Genomic DNA, 23344 nt, shown 5'->3' with positions numbered 1-23344 from the left:
TCGACAAGTACAAGGAGACCTCACGCGGCGGCCTCGCCGTCAACGTCATCGAGTGCTAGCCGCATCTTCGAGTGGTACCGCGAAGTTGTACCACTCCGAAGGAGGGTGTTGTGTCCATCACCGCAAGCGAGGCGCGCCGTCGGTTGTTCCCGCTCATCGAAGAGGTCAACAACGACCGCACCGCGGTGGAGATCGTCGCCAAGAGCGGCAGGGCCTATCTGGTGGCCGCGGAGGAATATGAAGCCCTCCAGGAGACGGCCTACTTGCTTCGCCCGCCCGCGAACGCGCGCAGGTTGACCGAGTCCTACCGGCAGGCGGTCGACGGGCGTCACGAGTGGCACGAACTGCTGAACGGGGAGTGAAAACAGCCTTCACCAGCCACGGCTGGGAGGACTACGTCCATGGGCAGACGGTCGACCGTCAGCTGCTCAAACGCATCAATCGCCTCATCGAGGACGCCCTGCCCGATCCTTATGAGGGCATCGGCAAACCCGGGCCGCTCAAGTACGCCCTGGCGGGCGCATGGTCGCGCCGCATCACGGACGAGCACCGCCTGGTCTATCTCGTCGAGAACGGCGAGCTCGTCATCCTGCAGGCTCGCTACCACTACGAGTAGGCACGCAGGCGTCCAGGAAGGGGCCGAGTTCGTCCGCCACGGTCGTCAGGGCGCGGACGTCCCGTTCGGCGCGGGCGATCAGGATCGCGCCCTCCAACGAGCTGATCATGAGTGTCGCCAGCGGCCGGGTCCGCTCGGCCGGTACGCCCATGCCCGCCAGCGCCTCGGCGACCGGGCCGGTCCACCGGGCGAACGCGGCCGCGGCGGCGGCACGGGTGGACGGGCTGGAGTCGGCGCGGTCCACCGTCGCCGCCGCGACCGGGCAGCCTCCGGCCGCGAACCCCGTCCGGTCGAACTCGTCGATCCACTGGCCCGCCATCGCGGCGAGCAGCCGGCTCGGCGACGGCTCCGCCATCCCGGCCAGGAAGCGGCCGACGCGCCGGGCGGCGTAGCGGCCGGCCCACTCGACGGCCTCGTTGACGAGCTGCTCCTTGCCTCCGGGGAAGTAGTGCTGGACGGAGCCTCGTGGCGCCCCGGCGTGCGCCACCACGTCCCGGACGCCGGTCGCCGCGACTCCGTCGCGCCGGATGAGCTGGGCCGCGCTGAAGACCATCCGTTCGCGAGGCCCCCGCTTCCGACCGGTCGTCTCGGTGCTCGCCGTGTCGGGGCTCGCCGTCTTGGAGCCCGCCGTCTCGGGGCTCGCCGTCTCGGTGCCCGCCGTCTCGGTGCCCGCCGTCTCGGGAGGCGTCGGCTCGGGGGGCGTCATCTCACTCTCCGCCCGTCCGGTGCCGCATGTCCATCATGACGCTCGTCATAGTCCCGGTCTATCATGACGACTGTCATACCAGCCTGGAGGTGGCCATGGATGTCGGTTTCGTCGGCCTCGGCGTCATGGGGCAGCCCATGGCGCTCAACCTGGCCCGCGCCGGGACGCCGCTCGTCGTCTGGAACCGCACCGCCGAGCGTTGCGAGTCCCTGCGCGCGGCCGGCGCCACCGTGGTGACCGATCCCGCCGAGGTCTTCCGGCGCACCGGCCTCGTCATGGTCATGCTGGCCGACGACGAGGCGGTCGACGCCGTCCTCGGCCGCGGCACCCCGGCGTTCGCGGCGAACGTCGCGGGACGCACCGTCGTGCACATGGGCACGACGTCGGCCGACTACTCGCGCGGGCTCGACGCCGACGTCCGGGCGGCCGGCGGCCGGTTCGTCGAGGCCCCCGTGTCGGGGTCCCGCGCCCCCGCCGAGGCCGGGCGGCTGGTGGCCATGCTGGCCGGGGAGGACGCCGCCGTGGCGGAGGTGCGCCCGCTGCTCGGGCCGATGTGCCACGAGACGTTCGCCTGCGGCCCGGTGCCGAACGCGATCCTCATGAAGCTCTCGGTCAACCTGTTCCTCATCACCCTGGTCACCGGCCTGACCGAGGCGTTCCACTTCGCCGACCGGCACGGCCTGGACCGGCGGCTGTTCCTCGACGTCCTCGACGCCGGCCCGATGGCGAGCGGCGTCTCCCGGATGAAGGCGCCCAAGCTGCTCGACCGCGACTTCTCCGTCCAGGCCGCCGCCCTCGACGTCCTGAAGAACAACCGCCTGATCGCCGAGGCGGCCAGGGCGTCCCACGTGGCCTCGCCGCTGCTGGACGTCTGCCACGCCCTGTTCGGCGAGACCGTGTCCCTCGGCCACGGCGGATCGGACATGGTGGCCGTCCTGCACGCGATCGAGGCCCGCGACCCCCGCTGATCCGCGTACGTCAGGTCAGGTCGAGGCGGGACAGCTCGCGGCGGGAGCGGATGCCGAGCTTGCGGAAGGCCCGGTAGAGGTGGTGCTCCACGGTACGCGGGCTGAGGAAGAGCTGGGCGGCGATCTCCCGGCTGGTGTCGCCGTCGGCCGCCAGCCGGACGACCTGGAGCTCCTGGCTGGTGAGCCGGTCCAGCGGGTTGGCGGCCGTGGGCTCGGCCTGCACGAGCGACTCCCCGGTGGCCGTCAGCTCCGCGCGGGCGCGGTCCAGCCAGGGCGCCGCGCGCAACCGTTCGAACGTCTTCAGGGCCGAGCGGAGCGGCGCCCGCGCGTCGCTGCGGCGCCGGGCGCGGCGCAGCCACTCGCCGTAGAGCAACTCGGTGCGCGCCCGCTCGAACGGCCTGCCCGAGTCCCCGTGCGCCCGCAGGGCGCGCAGGTAGTCGTCCTCGTCATCGGTCAGCAGCGCCCGGCCACGCGCGGCGAGCGCCTGCGCCCACGGCTGCCCGCCCGCCCGCACCCACGCCTCCAGCCGGCGCAGCGGCGCGGCGGCCCGGTCCGGCTCGCCCAGCCGCACCGCCGCCTCCACCTGGTCGGCGGCGGCCTGGAGCAGACCCGTCGCGTACCGCAGCGGCCCCCGGCCCACCTCCTCCAGCCGCTCCAACGCCGGCTCGTGACGGCCGAGCCCCAAGTCGAGCAGGCTGAGCGCCGCCAGCCCTGACACGCCGCCGGTGTCGGGCTCGTCGGCGGCGAGGCGTACGCAGCGCTCCTCGTCGCCCTCGATGGCGGCGACCCGGGCCAGCACGGAGTTGAGCCGCGCCATCCGCTGGTCCAGCCCGGCGTCGCGGACGATCCGCAGGGCCTCCGCCACGGACGCCTCGGCGTCCCGGTGCCGCCCGGCCTGCACCTGGGTCCCGGCCAGGTCCTGCAGCGCCTGCGGCAGCGTGCCGACGAGGCCGTGCCTGCGACCGTGCACCACCTGCGCCGCGGCCAGCTCCGCCGCCGCGGCGTCCGCGCCGAGGATCATGGCGCAGAAGGCGGCCCACGCCAGGGCGGCGTCCCCGTCGGGCTCCGCCGAGCCGTTCAGCAGGTCAGGAGCCACCTGCCGCGCGGCCGCCACGAACTCCGCCAGCAACGGCAGCCCCCGCGCGTAGTCCTCGTCCACGAGGTACGCCATCCCCAGCACCATCGGGTCGGGCCGCCCCAGCGCCCGCACCCGCTCGGCCGCGTCCCGGATCGCCTCCCGGTCACCGCTGAACCACCCGTACCCGGCGCTGGTGCGCAGCATCGCCGCCGCCGCGTCCGGGTCGGCGTGCGCCGAGCGGTCGACGAGCAGCCGGGCCGCGACCCGCCGCTCGCCCAGCTCGAACTCCACCGCCGCACGCACCGGCGCCAGCCTCGCGGCCGATTTCGGGTCGTCCACCAGGAGCTCGGCCTGCCCCGCCAGCTCGGCCGCCTGCGCCGCCAGTCCCGCCGACAGCGCCAGCGACGCGGCCTCGCCCAGCCGGGCCGCCCGGACGCGCGGGTCGGGCGTGACGTTCGCGGCCTGCTCGTACAGCCCTGCGGCGGCCGCGTACGCGGCACGGGCCCGATCCCGTTCGGCGGCCCGGACGATCTCCGCGGCGACGTCCTCGTCGACCGACGTGGTGGCGACGGCGAGATGCCGGGCCCGGCAGGTGTCGTCGGTCGCCGCCTCGGCCAGCGCCCGGTGCACGGCGACCCGCCGCGCGAGCGGCGCCGCCTGGTACGCGGCGGTGCCGACCAGCGGATGGCGGAAGGCGACGACGTTCCCGGTCACGTCGACCAGCCCCTCCTGCTCGGCCTCCACCAGATCCTCCAGCCCCACCCCCAGCGCGTGGGCGGCGCCCAGCAGCGTCGTCAGGTGGCCGCGCCCCTCGGCGGCCACCGTCACCATCATGAGCCGGGTCCTCTCGGGCAGCCGCCCGATCCGCGCCCGGAAGGAGGCGAGCACCTGGTCCGGCACCGGTATCGGCCCGGCGGCGGAGTGGTAGCGGCGCTGCGCCGCGGCGAACTCGATCAGCGCCAGCGGGTTGCCCGCCGACTCCTCGATCACCTGCGCCGGAGAGGCCGGGGCGAGCCCCCGCTGCTCCAGCAGCTTCGCCGAGTCCTCCGGCGACAGCCGCGACGGCCGCAGCTCCGGCAGCCCGGTCGCGGCGAACCCCTCCTCCCGGGTGGCGAACAGCATCGCCACCCCCTCGGCGGTCAGCCGCCGCGCGGCGAACAGCAGCGCGTCGGCGCTCGCCCGGTCCAGCCACTGCGCGTCGTCCACCAGGCAGAGCAGCGGGCCGTCGTCGGCGACCTCCGCCAGCAGCGTCAGCACCGCCACCCCCGACAGGAACCGGTCCCGCCCGGCCCGCTCACCGTGGCCGAGCACCGCGCGCAGCGTGTCGGCCTGCGGGCCCGGCAGCGCGTCGAGCCGCTCCTGCACCGGCCAGATCAGCTGCACCAGCCCCCCGAACGCCAGGTCGGCCTCCGCCTCGATCCCGGTGACCCGCAACGTGCGCAGGCCCGCGCCCGCCGCGTGCTCGGCGGCCCACGCCAGCAGCGCCGACTTCCCGATGCCGGGCTCGCCGCGCAGGACCAGGCCGCCGCTCCGGCCGGCGCGCGCCGCGTCGACCAGCTCCCTGATGGCCGCCTGCTCGGTCTCCCTGCCGTACAGCACCAACGCCCCCGCCTCCGTAGGTACGTACGCCGCGACGCCCGTAGCCAAGTAGGGAAACTCTACCGATTCGCTGCGTAACCCCCTCTTCCTACCGTCGGAGACACAGACGACCCCGAGTATCGAGGAGACCGACGTGAAGGAGCTGTTCGAGCCCGTGACCGTGGGCGAGCTGGACCTGCCCAACCGCCTCGTCATGGCGCCGATGACCCGCAGCCGCGCCCGTGACGGCCTGGTGGGCGAGCTGACCGCCGAGTACTACGGCCAGCGCGCCGCGGCCGGACTGATCATCGCCGAGGGCACCCAGCCCTGCGCGCTCGGGCAGGGCTACATCGACACTCCCGGACTGCACACGCGCGAGCAGGCTGCGGCCTGGCGGCGGGTCACCGACGAGGTGCACCGGCGCGGCGGACGGATCTTCGTCCAGCTCATGCACGCCGGCCGGATCGGCCACCCCGTGCTCTACCCGGGCGGCGAGCTGCCGATGGCGCCGTCGCCGATCCCCTCGGGGGAGCAGCTCTACACCCCTGACGGCATGCTGGACCACCCCACCCCGCGCGAGATGACCATGGTGGACATCGCCCGCGCCGTCGAGGACTTCACGCAGGCGGCCCGGCTGGCGATGGACGCCGGGTTCGACGGCGTCGAGCTGCACGGCGCGAGCGGCTTCCTGATCCACCAGTTCTTGTCGGACAACACCAACCGGCGCACCGACGCCTACGGCGGCACCGTCGAGCGGCGCATCAGGTTCGCCGTGGAGGTGGCCCAGGCGGTCGCCGACGCGATCGGCCCCGCCCGCACCGGGATCCGGCTGTCGCCCGGCATCACCTACAACGGCATCGCCGAGAGCGACACCGAGATCCTCTACCCGGAGCTGGCCCGCGCGCTCGCCCCCTTCGGCCTGGCGTACCTGCACGTCTCGGAGAACGACACGCGTGACGTCACCAAGCAGCTGCGCGCCGAGTGGCCGGGCACGCTGATCCTCAACCCGCACCCGTGGAGCGGTCCCGGCCCCGCGACGCCCGAGGACGGGGTCGAGGCGCTGCGCGCGGGCCTCGCCGACGCCATCGCCTACGGGCGGCTCTGGCTGGCCAACCCCGACCTGCCCGCCCGGCTCGCCGCCGGCGGGCCGTACACGGAGGCCGACCCCGCGACCTTCTACGGCGGCGACCACCGGGGTTACACCGACTACCCGGTGCTGACGACGGTGGAGGCCTGATGGACGAGAAGGCACGCGCGCTCCTCCCGCCGGGGGAGGACGCCCGCGCCGTCGAGCCGGACGGGCCGGGTGGCGGCGACCGGAGCGGTGTCCGGGGCGGTGCCCCAGATGGCGTACGAGGCGGTGCCCCAGGTGGCGGCGTCCCGGCCGGGTGGCTGGCGCTGCTGGCCGGGCCGATGTCGTTCGGCATCGCCGGGCCGGCGCTGATCCTGCCCGACGTCGCCCGCGACCTCGGGCTGCCGACGGCCACGGCGACGTGGATCGCCACCGCGTTCGGCTGGGCCATAGCGGTCGGCACCCCGCTGATGGCCGGCCTGCAGAGCCGCCGCGGCGCCCGCACGGCGCTGGCCGTCTCCGCCGCCCTGGTGCTGCTCGGCGCGGTTCTCACGCTGGTCGCGCCGGTGCTGCCGATGCTCGTGACAGGCAGCGCGCTGCAGGGCCTCGGCACCGCCGGGCTCACCACGATCGCGATGAGCCTGGCGGGCTCGGCCCGGGCGATGGGGCTGGTCACCGCCTCGCTGGCGACGGTCGGCTCGACGGCACCGCTGGTCGGCGACGTCGTCGCGGGCCTGCTGGGCTGGCGGGCCGCGCTGGCGCTACCGGTGCTCAGCGTGCTCGCGCTGCCGGCCGTGCTGCGCCAGCGGTCGGTCACGCCGCTGTCGGACGCCCGGTTCGACCTGCCGGGCGCTGTGCTGCTGACGGCCCTGGTCACGGCCCTGGTGTTCGTGCCGCACGCCTGGCAGGTGGCGGTGCCCGCCGCCGCGGTCGCCGGGGTGGCGGCCGCGTTGTGGCTGCGGGCCAGGCCGGACGGGTTCGTGCCGGCCGCGGTGGTCCGGGCTCCGGTGTTCCTCGCCTCGGCGGGGACGGCGTTCCTGCTGGCGGTGGCCAACTTCGGGATGATGTACGCGCTGCCGCCGCTGCTCGCCGAGCACGCGGGCTGGAGCAGCGGGCAGGTGGGCCTGGCCATCACCTGGCCGCTGCTGTTCGGCGGGCTCGCGTCCTACCTGGTGATCGCGATGACCGCACGGGCGCCGTTCCGGGCCCTGGTCGTCGGGTTCCCCGTGTTGAGCGGGGCGGGCGTCGCGCTGGCCGGCCTGAGCACCGTCCCGGCCGTGCTGCTCGTCGCCCAGGCGCTCACCTCGCTCGCCGCCGCCTCGGGGCAGGGGGCGTTCGCCACGCGCGCCGGGGCGGCGGTGCCGGACGGGGCGCGGCCGGCGGCCATGGGCCTGTTCAACCTCGCCTACCTGCTCGGCGCCGCCTTCGGCCCGGCGATCGCCACCTTGCTGGTGGGCTGACCTTGCAGGGCCAGAAGCTCGGCGACCGTGACGAAGCGGTAGCCGTCGGCGCGCAGCCCCGCGATGGTGTCCTTGATCGCCGCGCGGGTGTCGCGCCCGCTGGGGTACCACGGGTGCAGCAGCACGATCGACCCCGGGCGGACCTGCTCGCGCACCATCGCGGTGATCTCGGCGGGCGCCGGGGTCCGGCCGGAGTCGGGCTCGACGTCCCACATCACGGTGTGCCGCCGGTGCTCGGAGAGGTAGAGGGGCAGCGAGAGGAGCTTCTTGCCGGTCGGCGGCCGGAACGGGATGTCGCCCCGCTGCCCCGCGCGGCGGATGAGCGCGTCGGTCCGCCCCACCTCGGAGGCGACCGTGCCGGGGGAGACGAACACCATCCTGCGGTGCGTGAAGGTGTGGTTGCCCAGCTGGTGGCCCGCCGCCACCAGCTGCTCCGCCGCCCCCGGGTGGGCGGCCATCTGCGACCCGACGACGAAGAACGTCGCCCGGACCCGTTCGGCCGCGAGCAGTCCGATGATCTCCTGGGTGTGCTCGTCCGGCCCGTCGTCGAACGTCAGGGCGACGACCTTCTCACCGGTCTCCACCCGCGCGGTCAGCTCTCCGGCGAGCTGGAACGTCCGCGCGTTGACCAGCTTGTACAGGCCGGCGGCGCCGAGCGCCACGACCAGGAGCACCGCGAGCCCCCGGATCGCCCACCGTCTCATCTCCGGTTCTCCCCTCAGTTCTCGATCTTGAGAGCTTAGGGGAGGTCAGCCCTCCCGCGCGTACACACGGACCACCTTGCCCCTGCGGTCGGCGGCGAGGTACCCGACGCCGTACTCGTCGCCGAGGTAGTAGAGGATGGTCGGCTGGTCATCGGCGAACGTCCAGGCGCCCTGAACGATCACGTAACGCGACGTCGGCTTGTCGACGTTGAGCCGCTGCTCCGCCGCCCGCTGCAGTTTCGGCAGCACCGACCAGTCGAAGACGTCGAACTTGACCGTCTTGTCCCCGAAGCTCACGGTGCCTCCGGCGTCGCGGGTCACCTGGCCGTTCCGGTAGGTGTAACGGTCGTACAGCTTCGGCCGGCCCTTGACGGGAGCCTCGGCCGACGCGTGCTCCTGGTGGACGGTCAGGCTGATGAACGTGTCGCCGCCCGACGCCTTCTTCAGAGCAGCGACGACCTGGCGGACTCCTTCGGGGGTCACCAGGTTCACCGGGGCGGGCTCGTCCGTGGTCTCCTCGGCGCTCGGCTCCGGGGCCGTCGTACCGCGGTCGGCGCTGACGGTGGGCCGGGGGTTCGGCTGGTCCGTGGGGGTGGTGCGGTCGCCTAACCGCGGGACCACCACGAACGCCACGGTGACGACGCCCGCCACCGCCGCCACCCCGGCGATCGTCAGCCCGCGCGCCTTGGGGCGGCGCCCGGACGCGGCCGTCGGACCCGTGGGGTAGGAGCCGGGGTGCTTGCCGGGGCCCGGGAACGGCGGTTGCGTCGGGGACCCCTGCACCCCGTACGGGCCCTGCCCGTGGAACGGTCCCGGCTGCGCCTGCCCGGGCATCCCGGGCCGCATCGGACCGCCGGCCATGCCGTGCTGCACCGAGCCCGGGGCGGCCATGCCGTGCTGCATCGGACCTGGGGCCGCCATGCCGGGCTGTGCCGGGCCGGAGGCGGGCATCCCGGACGCCTGCTCGGCGGCCTGCGCCAGCATCCTGTCCAGATCGGCGGCGGACGGCCGCGCGGACGGCTCGGACCGCAGCAGGGAGTTCAGCACGGGCGTCATCGGCCCCGACCGTACGGGCGGCGGGATCTGGCCGTTCAGCACGGCCGCGAGCGTGGCGATGGGGGTGTCGCGGCGCATGGGATGCCGGTTCTCCACCGCCACGTAGAGGAGCATGCCCAGCGACCACAGGTCCGAGGCGGGGTTGCCCTCCTCGCCGCGCAGCCGCTCGGGCGCGATGTACTCCGGCGAGCCCACCACGTCGCCGTGGGCCGTGAGCCCCGGGGAGTCCTGCATGGCGGCGATCCCGAAGTCGGTGAGCACCGGGCTGCCGTCGGGGCGCAGCAGGACGTTCGCCGGCTTCACGTCACGGTGCAGGATGCCCGCCTCGTGCGCGGTGCGCAGGGCCGCGAGGATCCCGCGCCCCAGCAGCGCCGCCTCGCCCGGCGCCAGCGGTCCCTGCGCGAGCCGGTCCTGCAGCGACTGGCCGCGCACCAGCTCCATGACGATCCACGGGTGCGCCATCGCCGGAGTGTCCACGATGTGGTGGATCGTCACCACGTTCGGATGGTCCAGCCTGGCCAGGGCGCGCGCCTCGCGCAGCACCCGTTCGCGCATCATCCGCGCCCTGCCCGGATCCTCGTCCTGGGCGTTGGACGGGCGGACCTCCTTCAGCGCCACCTCACGGTGCAGGGCGAGGTCGTAGGCGCGCCATACCGTGCCCATGCCGCCGCTGCCCAACCGCTCCATCAGCTCGAAACGGTCGTCGATGACGATACGTCCGGAAGTCACAGCGCACAGCCTAGAGCCACAGACCCGGATGATTCAGCGGGCAACCCACGCTACCGCCACAACTGTGACGTTCGCCGGAACCGCCGTCGCCGGGTCTTCGCCCGGGGCCTCCGGATCAGGCGAGTTCCCGCGTCGGTGTGCGCGCCGCCATCCGCCGCTCGAACCACAGCGAGGTGAACGGCGGCACCGCGCACGCGAGGCCGAGCACCACCGCGCCCCGGCTCCAGCCCGCCTCCCGCGCCGAGAGCAGCACCCCGGCCGCGTACAGCACGAACAGCGCCCCGTGGACCGGCCCGAACACCTTCACGCCGAGCTCCCCGGTCGCGGTCACGTGCTTGAAGAACATCCCCACCAGGAGCCCCGCCCACGAGCACGCCTCGGCCACCGCCACGATTCGGAACCAGCGCAGCACGATCCACCCTTCCCCTCGGAAACCGCGCCCACTCTACAGGCTGTAGAGCAAGGGCCGGGGAGGCGAAGAGTCCCGCGCCCGCCGCCCGTCCGGCCGCGAGGCGGGGCTAGCTGGACAGCACGTCGGCGAAGAACCCGATCGCCGCGAACATCACCGCGATGATGATGGCCCAGATCAACGTGATGCCCAGGAAGGAGAGCACGAAGACGTGCGCTCCCGCGACGGCGGCCGTGATGAGGGAGACGATGACATCGGAGATGATCAGTTCTTCCCAGGCCAGGTAGACCAGAAAGCTGGAAAGAGCGCCGGTCAGCACCGTGAGGATCACCGTGCCGGCCACTCCCCAGAAGCCGCTGGGCGAGGAGCCGTCGGGTTCCTGGGGATCGGCATTCGGGACGTACTGCGTGACCGTGACCACGGGAGTGGCTCCCGGCTTGTCGGTGGCGACTTCCTTGTCGTGCTCGAACGCGAGAACGGCGACGACCACGCCGACGACCGCCACGATGAGGGCCAGGACAGCAGCGGCTTCAGCGTAGACGGTGAGCCGTCGCGGCCTGGCGGGTTCGTCCGCCATGCTTGTCCTCTCAGCGGGAGAGCGACCCGAAACTCACACTCTAACGAGACACCGCACGAAAACACCCCTGTCGGGCAGGCCGGGTGACGCGGGGTGACGCGCGCTCACCGCCACGGTCCCGCGCGGACCGATGTGATGCCACGCGGGATGGAAGCGGTCTCAGCGCGGGTGATAGTTGAGCGTTCCGAAGGGCCAATGCGTGGACAGCCAAGCCGTCACGGCTTCGTACAGGGGCACGTCCAGCTCGGCTCGGTCGGCCCGGACCCAGGAGGCCACGTCGGCGTCGTGGCCCTCGCGGCGGGAGGGATAGATGTAGACGCATCCGATCACCTCGCCGCCGACCGGATCGAGGACGGTGTAGGTGAACCCGCGGCGCCGGGCGAAGTCGTTCGCGTGGCGCCGCAGGTCGGCGAGGTTCGCCTCCGGGGTCATGCCGCCCACGGGAGGCCACCCCTGATCCGGGAAGCCGGGGGTCGCGCGGATGTGCTCGATGCTTCCGGTCCAGGCCGCGAGGTCGGCAGCGTTGTGCTGCGGCCCCAGGGGTTCCAGCCGGAACCGCGGGGTGACCAGGTACGGGGGGACGGCGAAGTCGTCGGGGACGAAGGATCGCTCGCTCATGAGACCGAGGCTACGGGGCCGGACGCTGAACGGTCGTCCCGCATGCGGCTGACCGGTGAGCCGGCACCGTGTTGCGCTGCCGCCTGTGAGGTTCGGTGCGCGGCCGGGTTCAGAGGGCGATGACGCCGAGGTCGCGGGCGGCCTCGGCGAACTCCCGGATCAGGCTGGTCTCGGTGGAGGTGCGCCAGATGAGCGCCCAGTGGGCCAGGGGAGCGTCGCGGATGGGCACGTAGACGTGGTCGGGCCGGGCGTAGTAGCGGATGGAGTGTGCGAAACACGGTGATACGGCCTCACCGTTCGCGACGAGGGGGATCATCTCGGCGGAGTTGGTGACGATGCGTCCGATGCGGATGGGACGCCCGCTGGGGGTGTGGGTGGGAACGAGCCAGTTGCGCCAGTAGTCCGGCTTGGCTCCGCCGAAGACGGTCTCGTCCCCGAGGTCTTCGTACGACACCGACTCCCGGCCGGCCAGCCGGTGGCCGGGGCCCACCACAAGCACGACGGGCTCGGTGCAGACGACGGGGCCCACGGTGAGATCGGGCTCCTTGACGGGGAGCCAGGCGATCAGCAGGTCGATGTCCCCGGAGCGCAGCAGCCGGAAGGGATCGGCGAAGCCGGCGTAGCGGAGCTGGAGGTCGCATCCGGGGCGGCGGCTCCTGAAAGAGTCGAACAGCGGGCGCAGGTCCTGGGGATTCTCGTTGACCATGCCCAGGACCAGCGTGTTCGTCGTCCCCCGGGCGGTCAGGGCGGCGCGTTCGATGCTGTCGCGCAGCCCCCGGTACATCGGCAGAAGATCCTCGAAGAGCTGCCGCCCGATGGGGGTCAGCGCGACGTGGCGGTTGTCGCGTTCGAACAGGGCGGCGCCGATGCGACGCTCCTGCTTCTTGATCGCCTGGCTCACCCGGGCCGGCGTCACGTGCAGCCGCTCCGCCGTCCGGCCGAAGTGCAGCTCTTCGGCGAGTGTCAGGAAGATCTCGATGTCACGCAGCTCCACGCGGCCCCGTTCGTCGTTAAGTGAGAGGTTAAGGCACGGCACCGGATCAGGCGTTGTCCGTCCGGGCGCGATCCCGGCACGCTGACGCCGTGAACATCATCGCTTCCGCGGTGACGCTGAACGTCGATGACGTAGCGGCGTCCAGCAACTTCTTCTCCGGCTACCTGGGATTTCACGAGTCGGTGGTGGGCGAGGCCTACGCCTGCCTCGTCCGCCCCGACGCCACCAGCGACGTCGTGCTGCGCCCGCGAGCTGCGGGAGAGCGGCCCGCGACCGGGGTCGTGGTGACCCTCACGGTCACCGACGTCGCCGCGGAGTACGAGAGGCTCGTGCGGGAGGGGGCTCCCATCAGCGTGCCGTTGCGCGAGGAGCCGTGGGCGGAGCGGCTGTTCCAGCTCACCGATCCCAACGGCATCGTGGTCCAGCTCGTGGAATGGGTGCCGCCCGCGGGCGCCTGAGCAGCATCCCATGGTCTCCCGGGTTCTCGACGCCCGTGTGAGTACATCGTTCCGACATGCGTACATCGTATGCGTTCTGAGGGGGAATCATGACAGTGACCGCCCGTCCTACGGCCGCCCGCCCGCACGACGTGGGCAGGCCCGGGAAGAAGACCCTGTGGCGGCGCGCCGGCCGCGTGTCGGCCTGGGCCATGTGCGTGCTGGTCCTCGTCCTGGGAGGGGCGTTCTTCGCGCCACGCCTGCCCATCGCTCCGGTGCAGGACGTCCTGGGCGTGACCGCGCTGTTCGTGCCCTGGCTGACAGGGTTCCTGCTGGTCTGTGTGGTCGGCGCCGCCGTGACGGCGGTGATGGCGTGGCGGTCCGGCCGCCGTGCCCTGTTCGGCGCCGGCGTGCTGGCCGGCCTGCTGGCGGTGCTCATGGTCGTCGTGCCCTGGGCGGCCGCCGCCCGTACCGCGGAGGTCTCCTGGTCGGACTACTTCGCCTCACCGGCCGCGGCGATCCCCACCTCGACCGAGACGTACACCACCGTCGACGGTCAGGACCTCCACATCGACGTGTACCGGCCGCGCGCGCTCGCCGCGAGCAAACCCGCGCTGCTCTACGTCCACGGCGGCTCATGGAACTCCGGCACCCGCGCCGACAGCGCACCCTGGCTGCGCTGGATGGCCGACCAGGGCATCGTCGTCTTCTCCGTCGACTACCGGCTGGCCCCGCCGCCGCGCTGGCAGGACGCGGTGGGGGACGTCAAGTGCGCGCTCGGCTGGATCCGCGCCAAGGCCGACAGGTACGGCATCGCGCCGTCCAACGTCTCGATCGCCGGAGACTCCGCCGGCGGCCAACTCTCCTTGATCGCCGCCTACACCGTCGGCGACGCTCGGTTCCAGCCCTCCTGCCGGGTGCCCGACGCGCCGGTGAGGTCCGTCATGGGCTGGTACGCGCCGACCGACCTGCCCCGCCTGCTCGACGAGAACGGCCTGCCCGGCATGGCGGCCACCGTCGCGAGCGACTACCTCGGCGGCGACATCGACACCCACCGCGACCGCTACGAGGCATCCTCCCCGGTCGCGCATGTCCGGCCCGGCCTCCCGCCGACCCTGCTCGTCCAGGGCGACCGCGACCACATGATCCCCGCGACCCAGGCCGCCGACCTGGCCGCCCGGCTCGACGCCGTGGGCGTTCCCGCCACCGCGGTGACCATCCCGTGGGCCGAGCACAACTTCACCGGCCAGTGGGGCGCCTGGGGATCGCAGATCATGCGCCCCCACGTCCGGCGGTTTCTCCAGGAACGCGCGATCCAGGGCTGAGATGTCAGGCCGGCTCGGCGGCCACCGGGTCGCCAGGCGGGCGCCACACGGCGTTCCGTACGGAGACGCTGTGCGCACAACGCGAACAATAACCACAAAGGAACGGAAACCATGTCGAAGGTCACTAGCTGGGACATGAAGGGCACCTGGGACAGCAAGGGCGCTTGGGAGACCCAGGGACGTATGGAAGAGCGCCGGCGCGCCGGACTGTCCGAGGCGGGCCTGCGCCGGATACGCGAGGTGCTGAGCGGCCATGTCGCATCGGGCGCGGTCCCCGGCCTGGTCGCGCTGGTCAGCCGAGGCGATGACACGCACGTCGAGGCGATGGGCACGATGCACGCGGGCGGCGCCGAGCCGATGCGGCGGGACACGATCTTCCGGATGGCGTCGCTGACCAAGCCGGTCACGGCCGCGGCGGTGATGATCCTCGTCGAGGAATGCCGGCTACGGCTGGACGACCCGGTCGACGCGTGGCTGCCCGAGCTGGCCGACCGCCGGGTGCTCGCCCGGATCGACGCCCCCCTGGACGAGACGGTTCCCGCGGTCCGCCCGATCACCGTACGCGACCTGCTCACCTTCACCTTCGGGTTCGGCGTCCACCTTCGGGTTCGGCGTCGTGCTGGCGGCACCCGACACGTACCCGATCCAGACCGCCATCCGCGAACTCGGCCTGGACACCACCTCACCGGACTTCGGGCCGCAGGAGTGGATCCGGCGGCTCGGGACGCTGCCGCTGATGCGTCAGCCGGGGGAGCTGTGGCAGTACCACGTCGGCTCCGACGTGCTCGGCGTGCTCGTCGGCAGGGTGACCGGGCAGTCGCTGGAGGAGTTCCTGCGCGAGCGGCTGTTCGCCCCGCTCGGCATGAAGGACACCGGTTTCCACGTGCCCGCCGACCAGATCCACCGGCTGCCGACCAGCTACGCGCACCACCCTGAGACCGGCGAGCTGGTGGTGTGGGACGAGGCCGCCGGCGGCAAGTACGGCAGGCCGCCGGTGTTCCAGGCGGGCGGCGACGGGCTGGTGTCGACCGTGGACGACTACCACGCGTTCTACCGGATGCTGCTCGGCAAGGGGACGCTGGGCGGTGAGCGGGTCCTGTCCCGGGCCTCGGTCGAGCTCATGACGATGGACCACCTGACGCCCGGACAGAAGGCCGAGAAGGACGCGTTCGGCGACCACTTCGGCCGGCACGGCGGGTTCGGCTTCGGCATGGCGGTCCGCACCCATCGCCGCGACCTGGCCTCGCCGGGCCAGTTCGGCTGGGACGGCGGCCTGGGCACCACCGCCTACGCCGACCCGTCCGAAGGCCTCACGGGCATCCTGCTGACCCAGAGCGCGATGGACTCGCCCCACACCCCGCGCCTGCACCGCGACTTCTGGACCACCACCTACCAGGCAATCGGATGAACGCGACACTCACCCGGCAGCCGTGACGGCGCCGGCCCTGGACCCTTCGATCGCCCCTGGCCGATCTCGCGCATGTGCGCGGGCACGCTCAAGAGCAGCTCCGGGGATCCTGGCCCATCTGCTCGAAGGCGGCCAGAGAGATCACAACGTCGACGTCCTGTTGCCGGGTCTCGTCCCATCGCTGTATCAGCACCTGGCCCGGCTTCACCTTGGCGGCATCGCCGATCTCGAACGTCACATGTCGTAACGAATCCTTGGTGAAGCCGTGGACGTGGTAGGTGATCGCTCGTTCTGGGAGGGACCTTCGACGTGGAGACTCGCCAGCGGGTACGGGCAGGGTTGCCTCCCCGTCCACAAGCTGTGGATGAGACTCGAACAACTGAGTCAGCCGGTCTGATCACCGGATCCGACCAATCGGCGTTCCCAGGCCAGGGCCATCACCACACCGATGGCATAGGCGACCAGGTCCCATGGGTCGGGGAACGCACCGACCACGACACCGCCGATACCCGGCGGGGTCATGCCGACTATTTGGTAGAACTCGACGGCGGCGGCGATCGCGGCCGTGGCCAGGGTGCGGCGTGCGGCGGTGGTGCGCCACAACAGCCCCAAGAACGCGTAGACCAGCATGGTGGCGCCGACATCGCTCACGTAACCGCGGATGAACGGTTGTCCCGGGCCCCGGTACAAGAGGACGAACGCGCAGACGGCGAGGGCGACGCCACCCAGAAGGACCATGGCGCGGCGCATGAGATTGACATCTTCTCCGAATCTCAACGATCAGGACGAACCTGATCATAGAGTTCGTCACCTATGGCGGCATGCTCATTGCGTCAGGTCGGCGACCGCGGTGGAGTGCCATGGCGACGGCATGCCAGCACGCTGGCACGTAGTGACGATTCATCCGGAATGCAGCCGTCGCTCATCGCCGACCCATCGAGTCGACACGCGCGTGCTCGCCTCACGGTCTCCTTCCGCACCGACGAGGTGCACGTTCGCGCCCGCGTGATCGACGAACGCCCGTACCTAGCGTTCAACACCCGGAGGCGGACGTCTCACCACTGACGGCGTACGGCGTCCCGGTCGATCCCGAGACGTACGACTACAGGCGGGCGGCTCGTGACGCGCTGCACTTCTCCAAGCTGGTGGACCGTTTCGTGCAGAACCTGCGCCGGGTCGCGGGCTATGAACGTGCAGTACTTCGCCACCGTGGAGCCACAGAAGCGGCTCCCCAGCGGGAGCACGCCTCTCGGATGGTAGATGCGCTGCGGTTCGAACCCTGTTCTCCGAGGTGCCCGAACTGGCTGCGCTACGGCGTCCAACCCAAGGACGCCAAGCCGGGGATGACTCCGGGAGCGTGCCGGAGCAAGGCCCACAAGCCCGACCACCTCGCGTACGCCGGGCGTCGCGTCCTGGCCTCGCGCAAGTGGTCCAACAAGATCCTCGCCGACCACAGGCAGGATCACCGCACCTGGGTCCTGGAAGCCCTCGGCCAGACCGATCAACGGACCGACCCACACCGCTACGTCTGGAAGCCCGTCCCGGCCGGCGACGCCCCGAAAAGATCAAAGGCCCTCTCCCCGTCACCGGGCGAGGGCCTTTTACCTGCGGAGGATCGGGATTCGAACCCCGGATGGTGTTGCCGCCCAACCGCATCAGCAGCTCGGATCCTGGCCGTTCCGATCGGTTCAACCTGGACCGACGGGCGCGGCCGGTCCGTCGGGAACGGCATGGGACGGCGCTGGATGGCAACGAGAACTGCACCTAGGAGCGGCCGTAGCGATATTGCCTCTCTGTCGTGAGCAGATGACAGGATCAACGCCGTGACAGACATCGATGATCTCCTTCGACGGGTGTCCGCCAAGGCGAGCATGACCATGGAGCACCTGCCTCCCCCCGCGACGGCGGAGGAGGTGGCACAGGCGCAGCGCCTCTTGGGCTTCCGGCTTCCTCCCGTGCTCGTGCGGCTCTACCGCGAGGTGGCCAACGGAGGCTTCGGCCCCGATTACCGCCTTCTGCCGCTGCTGGGTGAAGGACGTACTGCCGTGAGCGACTACCGGGAGGAGCGGAACGGCTCGGAGCCCGGCGGCGACGCACGCTGGCCGGCGGACGTGCTGCCCATCCTGGACTGGGGGTGCGGCATGTACGCCGCAGTGGACTGCCGCAGGTTCGAGGGCACCGTACTGCTCTTCGAGCCGAACGGGGTCAGCGGTGACTGGCCCCGCGCGTGGCACGTCGACGCAGAGAGTCTGACCGATTGGCTGGAGACGTGGCTGTCGGGAACGGGCTGGTACGAGGAAGACGCCGATGGCGACGGTGAGATGCGGCCGTGGGAATCGGCCCGGCAGCGGCTGGGAAAACGTTGACCTGGGCGTATGTGGATCCAGTTACGGCGAGCCTCCGCGACTCCCCACTTATCGCTGACCGTACGGGCACGCACCTTCTGATCCGTAGGTCCCCAAACGATTCTCATGCCCATCCGGACGCGTTCGCCGGCTGGTCACTGGATGTCGCACCGTCCGTAGCGGTTCACTGGAGTTCATGATCGTTCGGCTCGGCGGCTCCGAGACTGTGCTGGATGGTTGGGCCTCAGTCTGTGTAGTCCTCGAATTCCCACTCTCCGATCCGGCCGATCTTCTCTGCCAGCTCAGCCCATGTAGGTGCCTCCAGTACGGCAATCCGATCGCTCAGCCACTCGGTCACCTTGTCGGGATGGAGTTCGGCAACGAAGAGCCAGTGCCGGCCGATGAGAAAGGGACGGTGTCCAAGTTGCTCGGTGAGGGCCGACGGGGTGCAGACGGTGAGTTGGAAGCGTTCCTCGCTCAGCTCGCCCTGAGGACCGACATACATTTCCAGGAGTTCGCAGGCATGGGCTGGATCGTCCATTCCCCGCCCCGCCTCAAGATCGACCCAACGGAAGTCTCCCACTCGTGCTCTCACTCTCCCATGATCGCGCGCGAAGTGGGCTGTCAGCTTGGGAATCGCATGGATCACGCCCTGTAGGGCCGTCGACCTGGGAGTGAGGTGGGTCATGAGTGACCGTCATTGACCCCTCGTCACCCTGGCTCGCTGCACGCCTATTGCACGACGATCGGCCGGTGACCTGGCCTTTCTTGCGCGCCGCGTACGCCTCCGCGTCCTGATCATCCCGGAGCCGGAGTGCCCCCGCCGGAGGCGGTTGTTCCCATGTCGGCGAGATGGAGCTTCCGGATTGTGTTCAAGGTCGCTGGAGCCTGACAGCAAGGAAGGATGGCGCTTGGTGGAGCTTGTCGTAGCTGGCTCCGTCGATCTCCCGGAGGTCGGCCGTGGGGCGCGGTTCGATGAGCTGCTGCAGTACGAACCCTGCGGCCAGTAGCTCGCTCAGGAAGGTCTCCAGCGGTAGGCGTTGGTAGTGGATCGAGAGCTTGCTGTCTCCGAGGGGGAGGTCTCTCCAGTCATGGCTGAAGTACGAGCCTCCGAAGTGGCGCCAGTCGGCTGTGGGATGGGTGGTCGATATCAGGAGCCATCCGCCTGGGCGCAGGACGCGGCGGAGTTCACCCAGCAGTTGCACGCGGTTTCTGACGTGCTCGTACACAAGGGCGCAGACTGCCCCGTCGAAGGATGCGTCAGCGGCGAAACCGAGTGGCTCTTCGAGATCATGAAGGAATAGTTCTGCCTGGCCTTTCACACGTGCTTGCGCGTGGCGCAGGAGGGTGGCGCTGCCTTCGATTCCGACGACCTGGGCACCACGGGCCGAGAGTTCGGCGGCGTAGTGGCCTGCTCCACAGCCGACATCCAGGATTCTGGCCCCGGAGACATTGCCCGCGAGTCAAAGCATCGCGGGTCTGTCGGTGTAGGCGTTGTAGGGGCTCGTCTCCGCGTGTGCGGCGAAGTGATCGCCGAGTGCGTCATGGTAAGCGGTCGGCTTGTGCACCGGTACATGATGGCGCTGCCGCTCGCCCTATGCCAGACCAAGAGGAACGGCGCTCGCTGGCCGGTGACGTTGGCACTCGGCATCCGCCAGGGTGCGAGGCTCTCGGAAAAGCCCCCAGAGATCGAAAAGGCCCTTCCCCACAATCGGGGAAGGGCCTTCGAGCTGGCGGAGGATCGGGGATTTGAACCCCGGATGGTGTTGCCACCAAACCGCATTAGCAGTGCGGCGCCATAGACCTGACTAGGCGAATCCTCCTGGAAGCCATGTGGCTCAGGACAGCGTACCGGCCTTCTGGCGAGGCGGCAAAGCGGCGCCGTCCGCGAGCCCTTCGAGGAGGTTATCCACCGCCTGTGGGTAACTTCCTGTGGACGAAGCCCGCCCTGTTCCAGAACGGGCTTTCGAAGTCGTCGGGTTCGTCAGGCGGCGGGGTTGGCCTCGCCCTCGATCTCGATCTTGACCTTCTTGCCCACCAGGACGCCGCCCGTCTCCAGGGCCTGGTTCCAGGTCAGGCCGAACTCCTCGCGGTCCAGCTCGGTGTGGATGGAGAAGCCCCACACGGCCTGGCCCCACGGGTTGGTGCCGGCGCCGCCGTACTCGACGGTGAGCTCGACCTCCTTGGTGACGTCGCGGATCGTGAGGTCGCCGACGACGGTGAACTCCTCGTCCGACTGGCGGGTCACGCGCCTGCTCCGGAAGGTGATCTCCGGGAACTTGTCGACGGCGAGGAAGTCGTCGCCACGCAGGTGGCCGTCGCGGTCGGCGACCCCGGTGTCGATGCTGGCCGTCTTGATCGTGAGCTGGGCGGCCGACTCGAGCGGGTTCTCGGCGATCGTGATCGTGCCGCTGTAGTCGGAGAAGTGCCCGCGGACCTTGCTCACCATCATGTGCTTGACGACGAAGCCGATGCGGCTGTGGGCCACGTCGATGGTGTAGGTGCCGGCGGCGGGGACGGTGAGGCCTTCCCAGGTCCGAGTGCTCATGAGGTGCTCCTTGAAGCTTGTCTTGCGGATAGTTGCGTCAACAGACATCTACACGAGGAATATTCCCCACGTCAACTATCGTCCGATAGAGTGTGAACGTGAAACCGATCGAAGACCCCCGGCTGACGGCCATGGGTCTGTTGGCCGAGGTCCACTCCGGCCTGAGCGCCAGGATGCAGCCGGTGTTCAGCGCCGCCGGGTTGTCCGACATCGACTTCGAGACCCTCGTCCGGCTGGGCCGTTCCCCCGGCGAACGGCTGCGCATGACCGACCTGGCCGCGCAGACCGGGCTGTCCACGAGCGGCGTGACGCGCGTCGTGGACCGCCTCGAACGCGAGGGCCTGGTCACCCGCGTGGCCTGCGCGAGCGACCGCCGCGCCTCCTACGCGGCGCTCACCGACGCCGGCCGCGAGCGTCTGGAGTCCGTGCTGCCCCTCCACCTCGCCGACATCGAGAGCTGCTTCACCGGGCTGCTCACCGAGGAGCAGCTCGAAGCCTTCCTCGCCGCCCTGCGCACGATCAGGGACGTCGTACGGCCCTGCGCTACCGCTGGGGCTGACCGGAGATCCCCAGCTCGGACCTGAGCTTGGCCATGGCCCGCGACACCGTGCTCTTGACCGTGCCGACGCTGATCCCGAGCGTGCTCGCGACCTCGGGCTCGGTCATGTCCTCGTAGTAGCGCAGCACGATGGCGGCCCGCATGCGCTCGGGCAGCCTGCTGAGCGCGCGTTCGAGCCGCTCGTGGACCTCGCCGTACGTCTCCGGCGGCTCGCACGGCACCTCCGGAAGCTCGTCGGACGGGTACTCCTCCAGCTTGCGCCGCCGCCACTGCGAGATGTTGATGTTCACCATCGCCCGCCTGACGTAGCCGTCGAGCGCTCCGCGGTCGGCGATGCGGTCCCAGGCCAGGTACGTCTTGGTCAGGGCGTTCTGCAGCAGGTCCTCGGCGTCCAGAGGATGTCCGGTGAGCTGGTGGGCGGCGCGCAGCAGCGCGGGACCGCGGGTCACGACGTACTCGCGGAACTCCTCTTCCTCCGTGGTGATCTGCATCGTGGCCAGAATCGCAGCCGGACGCCCTGTTGGGGCTGAACCGGAATTCAGGATTCGGCCCGCCGACGACAAAGATGCGTCCAGGTCGGTGGCGGTTTGTACGACGCCGGATGTCATGTCCTTCCCCTGGGATGCGTATTTTGCTCCCTATGAGTCCCGGTCCCGAGCGCGGCCGGGCCGGCCGTGTGACGCTGGAGACGCGACAAAGGAGGGCGGATGGGCTGTCCGAGCGTTGAACGTCGCCGGGTCCTCGCGGCCGCGGCGCTGGGCCGGGAGGCCGGCGTTCCCGGAGCCGAACCGTCGGCCGAGGAGCCGTTACGCGCGGTCGCGGGTGAGGTCATGGACGTCAGCCCGCACCTGGTCGTCGTCGAGACGCCCGAGGGCGGGGAGGAACGGCTGGTCATCGCCCCCTGGGCCACCGCCTGGCACGGCGGCGACACGCGGCCGGCCGACATCCCGATCGGCTCCAGGGTCATGATGCGGACCGTGCGCGAGGGCAGGGTCGTCGAGCGCGTCTGGGCCGACACCACCCGTGTCACCGGCACGATCCTGTCCGTCGAAGGGCGCAGGGACCTGACGGTCGAGCTGTCCTGCGGCCCGCACCGCGGCCGCCGCACGATCGTCATCCCCTACCGGGCCACCGGCCGCGTCCAGGTCCGCCACCCCAGGCTGGAGCCCGGGTACCTCTTCGACGCGATCGGCGTGCGGAGGGACGGCGTCTGCCACGCGCTGCTGCCGGCCACCTCCCAGCCGCCCTACACCGCGCGTGCCGTGCCCGCTCCGCCGCCCGCGTACGCCGGGGTGCACGCCCGCGTCTCCGGCACCGCCACCTGGTCCGACGCGTTCGACGACGGCGAGCACGGCCTGGCCTACCCCATGGTCGAGCGCTCCGACGCCGGCTGCCCCGACGCCGAGGTGTCGTGCACGGGCCTGTCGTACCTCGCGGTCGGTTCGCTGGTCCAGGTCAGGAACGTCTGCGCCGGTCGCTCGGCGAACGTGCCCGTCGTCGCGTGCGGGTGCGTGGCCGGGCGGTTCTGCGATCGTTGCGTGGAGTGCGGCACGTCGCCCCGCGGCCGGATCGTGGAGCTGTCGCCGTCGTCGTACGTCGAGCTCGGTGGCGACCTGGTCAAAGGATGCTTCAACGCGCAGATCGGATTGGGGTGACGCTCGTGCCGGCCTCGCAACTACCGGTTCTCATCGTGCTGCTCGTGCTCGGCACGGTGGCCAAGGTGGCCACCGTGCGCTCCGGCGGCGAGCCCGGCGCGCTGTCCAGACTGGGGCCCGCCGTCCTGGTGCCGGGGAGACTGCAGGCTCCGGCCCTGGTGGCCTGCGCGGTGGGCGAACTGGTGCTCGCCGCCGGCCTCCTGCTGTCCACCGCCCTGGTCTTCCGCTGGGCGACGGTGATGTTCTTCGCGATGTCCACGTACGTGCTGCTGGAGCTGCGCAGGCGGCGGCCGGACGCCGGGTGCGGCTGCTTCGGCGACGTCAGCGCGGCCCCCGTCGGCGTGCGGTCGATCGGCAGGACCGTCGTGCTGACCGGCATGGCGGTGCTGACGGTGTGGGCCGAGGTGCCCGGCTGGGTGTCGTTCGTGCAGCCGTCGTGGTGGATGGCGGTCGGCGTGGCGCTGCTCCTGCTGCTGTCGCCCGAGCTGGAGGAGATGGTCGA

At 71.2% G+C, this 23344-nt stretch carries 26 protein-coding genes, 1 tRNA gene and 2 pseudogenes; 14 read left to right on the top strand and 15 right to left on the bottom strand.

Annotated elements, in window-relative coordinates; translation table 11 throughout:
* Positions 1 to 110: 110 nt before the first annotated feature.
* Together CXR44_RS32735 and CXR44_RS32730 are read left to right on the top strand one after the other, a co-directional pair.
* A complete protein-coding gene (locus CXR44_RS32735; RefSeq protein WP_101790017.1) occupies positions 111 to 362 on the top strand; it encodes a type II toxin-antitoxin system Phd/YefM family antitoxin in 252 nt (83 codons plus the stop codon).
* Complete coding sequence (locus CXR44_RS32730; protein WP_101790016.1) at positions 359 to 616, top strand: Txe/YoeB family addiction module toxin; 258 nt, start codon at positions 359 to 361, stop codon at positions 614 to 616. The genes CXR44_RS32735 and CXR44_RS32730 overlap by 4 nt, the downstream gene beginning before the upstream one ends.
* Here CXR44_RS32730 and CXR44_RS32725 read toward each other — a convergent pair.
* Complete coding sequence (locus CXR44_RS32725; protein ID WP_219602101.1) at positions 585 to 1322, bottom strand: TetR/AcrR family transcriptional regulator; 738 nt, start codon at positions 1320 to 1322, stop codon at positions 585 to 587. The two genes, CXR44_RS32730 and CXR44_RS32725, sit on opposite strands and share 32 nt — an antisense overlap.
* Positions 1323 to 1417: 95 nt before the next feature.
* On the opposite strand from CXR44_RS32725, the gene CXR44_RS32720 reads away from it, so the two are divergent.
* Positions 1418 to 2290 carry an NAD(P)-dependent oxidoreductase gene (locus CXR44_RS32720; protein WP_101790015.1) on the top strand — a complete coding sequence of 291 codons (873 nt, stop codon included), beginning with the start codon at positions 1418 to 1420 and terminating at the stop codon, positions 2288 to 2290.
* A 10-nt stretch (positions 2291 to 2300) separates the two neighbouring features.
* Here CXR44_RS32720 and CXR44_RS41845 read toward each other — a convergent pair whose 3' ends face one another.
* Positions 2301 to 5015 carry an ATP-binding protein gene (locus CXR44_RS41845; RefSeq protein WP_281260311.1) on the bottom strand — a complete coding sequence of 905 codons (2715 nt, stop codon included), beginning with the start codon at positions 5013 to 5015 and terminating at the stop codon, positions 2301 to 2303.
* A gap of 85 nt (positions 5016 to 5100) precedes the next feature.
* Between CXR44_RS41845 and CXR44_RS32710 the strand changes: the two genes are divergently transcribed.
* Together CXR44_RS32710 and CXR44_RS32705 are read left to right on the top strand one after the other, a co-directional pair.
* On the top strand, positions 5101 to 6183 hold the full coding sequence (locus CXR44_RS32710) for an alkene reductase (RefSeq protein WP_101790014.1): 1083 nt from the start codon (positions 5101 to 5103) through the stop codon (positions 6181 to 6183).
* Positions 6183 to 7478 (top strand): MFS transporter, encoded by a 1296-nt coding sequence (locus tag CXR44_RS32705; protein WP_101790013.1) that lies wholly within the window; start codon positions 6183 to 6185, stop codon positions 7476 to 7478. The genes CXR44_RS32710 and CXR44_RS32705 overlap by 1 nt, the downstream gene beginning before the upstream one ends.
* Here the strand turns inward: CXR44_RS32705 and CXR44_RS32700 are convergent.
* From CXR44_RS32700 to CXR44_RS32675, 6 genes are all read right to left on the bottom strand, one after another.
* A complete protein-coding gene (locus CXR44_RS32700; RefSeq protein ID WP_101790012.1) occupies positions 7424 to 8182 on the bottom strand; it encodes a polysaccharide deacetylase family protein in 759 nt (252 codons plus the stop codon). The two genes, CXR44_RS32705 and CXR44_RS32700, sit on opposite strands and share 55 nt — an antisense overlap.
* Positions 8183 to 8227: 45 nt before the next feature.
* Positions 8228 to 9967 (bottom strand): serine/threonine-protein kinase, encoded by a 1740-nt coding sequence (locus tag CXR44_RS32695; protein WP_245899682.1) that lies wholly within the window; start codon positions 9965 to 9967, stop codon positions 8228 to 8230.
* Between the two features lie 115 nt (positions 9968 to 10082).
* Complete coding sequence (locus CXR44_RS32690) at positions 10083 to 10379, bottom strand: DUF3817 domain-containing protein (RefSeq protein WP_219602100.1); 297 nt, start codon at positions 10377 to 10379, stop codon at positions 10083 to 10085.
* Between the two features lie 106 nt (positions 10380 to 10485).
* A complete protein-coding gene (locus CXR44_RS32685; protein WP_101790010.1) occupies positions 10486 to 10953 on the bottom strand; it encodes a hypothetical protein in 468 nt (155 codons plus the stop codon).
* A gap of 159 nt (positions 10954 to 11112) precedes the next feature.
* Positions 11113 to 11571, bottom strand: a complete 459-nt coding sequence (locus CXR44_RS32680; RefSeq protein WP_101790009.1) for a GNAT family N-acetyltransferase — start codon at positions 11569 to 11571, stop codon at positions 11113 to 11115.
* A 109-nt stretch (positions 11572 to 11680) separates the two neighbouring features.
* Positions 11681 to 12565 (bottom strand): LysR family transcriptional regulator, encoded by an 885-nt coding sequence (locus tag CXR44_RS32675; protein WP_101790008.1) that lies wholly within the window; start codon positions 12563 to 12565, stop codon positions 11681 to 11683.
* An 89-nt stretch (positions 12566 to 12654) separates the two neighbouring features.
* On the opposite strand from CXR44_RS32675, the gene CXR44_RS32670 reads away from it, so the two are divergent.
* From CXR44_RS32670 to CXR44_RS42030, 4 genes and pseudogenes are all read left to right on the top strand, one after another.
* Positions 12655 to 13023 (top strand): VOC family protein, encoded by a 369-nt coding sequence (locus CXR44_RS32670; RefSeq protein ID WP_101790007.1) that lies wholly within the window; start codon positions 12655 to 12657, stop codon positions 13021 to 13023.
* Positions 13024 to 13112: 89 nt separating this feature from the next.
* Positions 13113 to 14327: an alpha/beta hydrolase gene (locus CXR44_RS32665; protein ID WP_144070173.1), complete on the top strand. Its 1215-nt coding sequence runs from the start codon at positions 13113 to 13115 to the stop codon at positions 14325 to 14327.
* A gap of 111 nt (positions 14328 to 14438) precedes the next feature.
* A pseudogene (locus CXR44_RS42035) lies at positions 14439 to 14858 on the top strand (serine hydrolase domain-containing protein); the annotation flags it as partial.
* Between the two features lie 85 nt (positions 14859 to 14943).
* Complete coding sequence (locus CXR44_RS42030; RefSeq protein WP_342748626.1) at positions 14944 to 15735, top strand: serine hydrolase domain-containing protein; 792 nt, start codon at positions 14944 to 14946, stop codon at positions 15733 to 15735.
* An 88-nt stretch (positions 15736 to 15823) separates the two neighbouring features.
* Here CXR44_RS42030 and CXR44_RS39800 read toward each other — a convergent pair whose 3' ends face one another.
* On the bottom strand, positions 15824 to 15973 hold the full coding sequence (locus tag CXR44_RS39800) for a hypothetical protein (protein WP_180903815.1): 150 nt from the start codon (positions 15971 to 15973) through the stop codon (positions 15824 to 15826).
* A gap of 146 nt (positions 15974 to 16119) precedes the next feature.
* A complete protein-coding gene (locus tag CXR44_RS32655; protein WP_101790005.1) occupies positions 16120 to 16485 on the bottom strand; it encodes a DUF2809 domain-containing protein in 366 nt (121 codons plus the stop codon).
* A 152-nt stretch (positions 16486 to 16637) separates the two neighbouring features.
* On the opposite strand from CXR44_RS32655, the gene CXR44_RS42025 reads away from it, so the two are divergent.
* Both CXR44_RS42025 and CXR44_RS32645 read left to right on the top strand, forming a co-directional pair.
* Positions 16638 to 17537 carry a replication initiator gene (locus CXR44_RS42025; RefSeq protein WP_342748627.1) on the top strand — a complete coding sequence of 300 codons (900 nt, stop codon included), beginning with the start codon at positions 16638 to 16640 and terminating at the stop codon, positions 17535 to 17537.
* A 21-nt stretch (positions 17538 to 17558) separates the two neighbouring features.
* Positions 17559 to 18101, top strand: coding sequence for an SMI1/KNR4 family protein (locus CXR44_RS32645; protein WP_101790004.1), 543 nt, complete (start codon positions 17559 to 17561; stop codon positions 18099 to 18101).
* Positions 18102 to 18324: 223 nt separating this feature from the next.
* Here CXR44_RS32645 and CXR44_RS32640 read toward each other — a convergent pair whose 3' ends face one another.
* The 4 genes and pseudogenes from CXR44_RS32640 to CXR44_RS32625 all read right to left on the bottom strand — a co-directional run bounded on the left by CXR44_RS32640 (position 18325) and on the right by CXR44_RS32625 (position 20628).
* Positions 18325 to 18621 carry an Imm8 family immunity protein gene (locus CXR44_RS32640; RefSeq protein ID WP_245899680.1) on the bottom strand — a complete coding sequence of 99 codons (297 nt, stop codon included), beginning with the start codon at positions 18619 to 18621 and terminating at the stop codon, positions 18325 to 18327.
* A gap of 331 nt (positions 18622 to 18952) precedes the next feature.
* Positions 18953 to 19525 (bottom strand): annotated as a pseudogene (locus tag CXR44_RS32635) (class I SAM-dependent methyltransferase); the annotation flags it as partial.
* A 286-nt stretch (positions 19526 to 19811) separates the two neighbouring features.
* Positions 19812 to 19903, bottom strand: a tRNA-Ser gene (locus CXR44_RS32630).
* A gap of 161 nt (positions 19904 to 20064) precedes the next feature.
* Positions 20065 to 20628, bottom strand: coding sequence for a YceI family protein (locus CXR44_RS32625; RefSeq protein ID WP_101790002.1), 564 nt, complete (start codon positions 20626 to 20628; stop codon positions 20065 to 20067).
* Between the two features lie 98 nt (positions 20629 to 20726).
* Here CXR44_RS32625 and CXR44_RS32620 point away from each other — a divergent pair, with 98 nt between their 5' ends.
* Positions 20727 to 21212: a MarR family winged helix-turn-helix transcriptional regulator gene (locus CXR44_RS32620; RefSeq protein WP_245899678.1), complete on the top strand. Its 486-nt coding sequence runs from the start codon at positions 20727 to 20729 to the stop codon at positions 21210 to 21212.
* On the opposite strand, the gene CXR44_RS32615 is transcribed toward CXR44_RS32620, so the two are convergent.
* A complete protein-coding gene (locus CXR44_RS32615; protein WP_101790000.1) occupies positions 21172 to 21678 on the bottom strand; it encodes a SigE family RNA polymerase sigma factor in 507 nt (168 codons plus the stop codon). The two genes, CXR44_RS32620 and CXR44_RS32615, sit on opposite strands and share 41 nt — an antisense overlap.
* A 216-nt stretch (positions 21679 to 21894) precedes the next feature.
* Here CXR44_RS32615 and CXR44_RS32610 point away from each other — a divergent pair, with 216 nt between their 5' ends.
* Positions 21895 to 22842, top strand: coding sequence for a hypothetical protein (locus CXR44_RS32610; RefSeq protein ID WP_101789999.1), 948 nt, complete (start codon positions 21895 to 21897; stop codon positions 22840 to 22842).
* The coding region (locus tag CXR44_RS41330) for a MauE/DoxX family redox-associated membrane protein (protein WP_342748625.1) at positions 22839 to 23344 on the top strand (506 nt) is incomplete at its 3' end. The genes CXR44_RS32610 and CXR44_RS41330, both read left to right, overlap by 4 nt.

This window comes from Nonomuraea indica, from assembly GCF_002850745.1.
Lineage (GTDB): Bacteria > Actinomycetota > Actinomycetes > Streptosporangiales > Streptosporangiaceae > Nonomuraea > Nonomuraea indica.
Note: the sequence above shows the minus strand (reverse complement) of the source record. Positions and strands in the feature narration are given on the sequence as shown.

What these genes read in the sequence shown, in the direction of transcription:
- CXR44_RS32720 (WP_101790015.1), top strand. Translation starts at nt 1,418, where the DNA reads ATGGATGTCGGTTTCGTCGGCCTCGGCGTCATGGGGCAGCCCATGGCG.
- CXR44_RS32625 (WP_101790002.1), bottom strand. Translation starts at nt 20,628, where the DNA reads ATGAGCACTCGGACCTGGGAAGGCCTCACCGTCCCCGCCGCCGGCACC.
- CXR44_RS32615 (WP_101790000.1), bottom strand. Translation starts at nt 21,678, where the DNA reads ATGCAGATCACCACGGAGGAAGAGGAGTTCCGCGAGTACGTCGTGACC.
- CXR44_RS32700 (WP_101790012.1), bottom strand. Translation starts at nt 8,182, where the DNA reads ATGAGACGGTGGGCGATCCGGGGGCTCGCGGTGCTCCTGGTCGTGGCG.
- CXR44_RS32680 (WP_101790009.1), bottom strand. Translation starts at nt 11,571, where the DNA reads ATGAGCGAGCGATCCTTCGTCCCCGACGACTTCGCCGTCCCCCCGTAC.
- CXR44_RS32725 (WP_219602101.1), bottom strand. Translation starts at nt 1,322, where the DNA reads ATGACGCCCCCCGAGCCGACGCCTCCCGAGACGGCGGGCACCGAGACG.
- CXR44_RS32610 (WP_101789999.1), top strand. Translation starts at nt 21,895, where the DNA reads ATGGGCTGTCCGAGCGTTGAACGTCGCCGGGTCCTCGCGGCCGCGGCG.
- CXR44_RS32640 (WP_245899680.1), bottom strand. Translation starts at nt 18,621, where the DNA reads ATGGACGATCCAGCCCATGCCTGCGAACTCCTGGAAATGTATGTCGGT.
- CXR44_RS32705 (WP_101790013.1), top strand. Translation starts at nt 6,183, where the DNA reads ATGGACGAGAAGGCACGCGCGCTCCTCCCGCCGGGGGAGGACGCCCGC.
- CXR44_RS32655 (WP_101790005.1), bottom strand. Translation starts at nt 16,485, where the DNA reads ATGCGCCGCGCCATGGTCCTTCTGGGTGGCGTCGCCCTCGCCGTCTGC.
- CXR44_RS32665 (WP_144070173.1), top strand. Translation starts at nt 13,113, where the DNA reads ATGACAGTGACCGCCCGTCCTACGGCCGCCCGCCCGCACGACGTGGGC.
- CXR44_RS32685 (WP_101790010.1), bottom strand. Translation starts at nt 10,953, where the DNA reads ATGGCGGACGAACCCGCCAGGCCGCGACGGCTCACCGTCTACGCTGAA.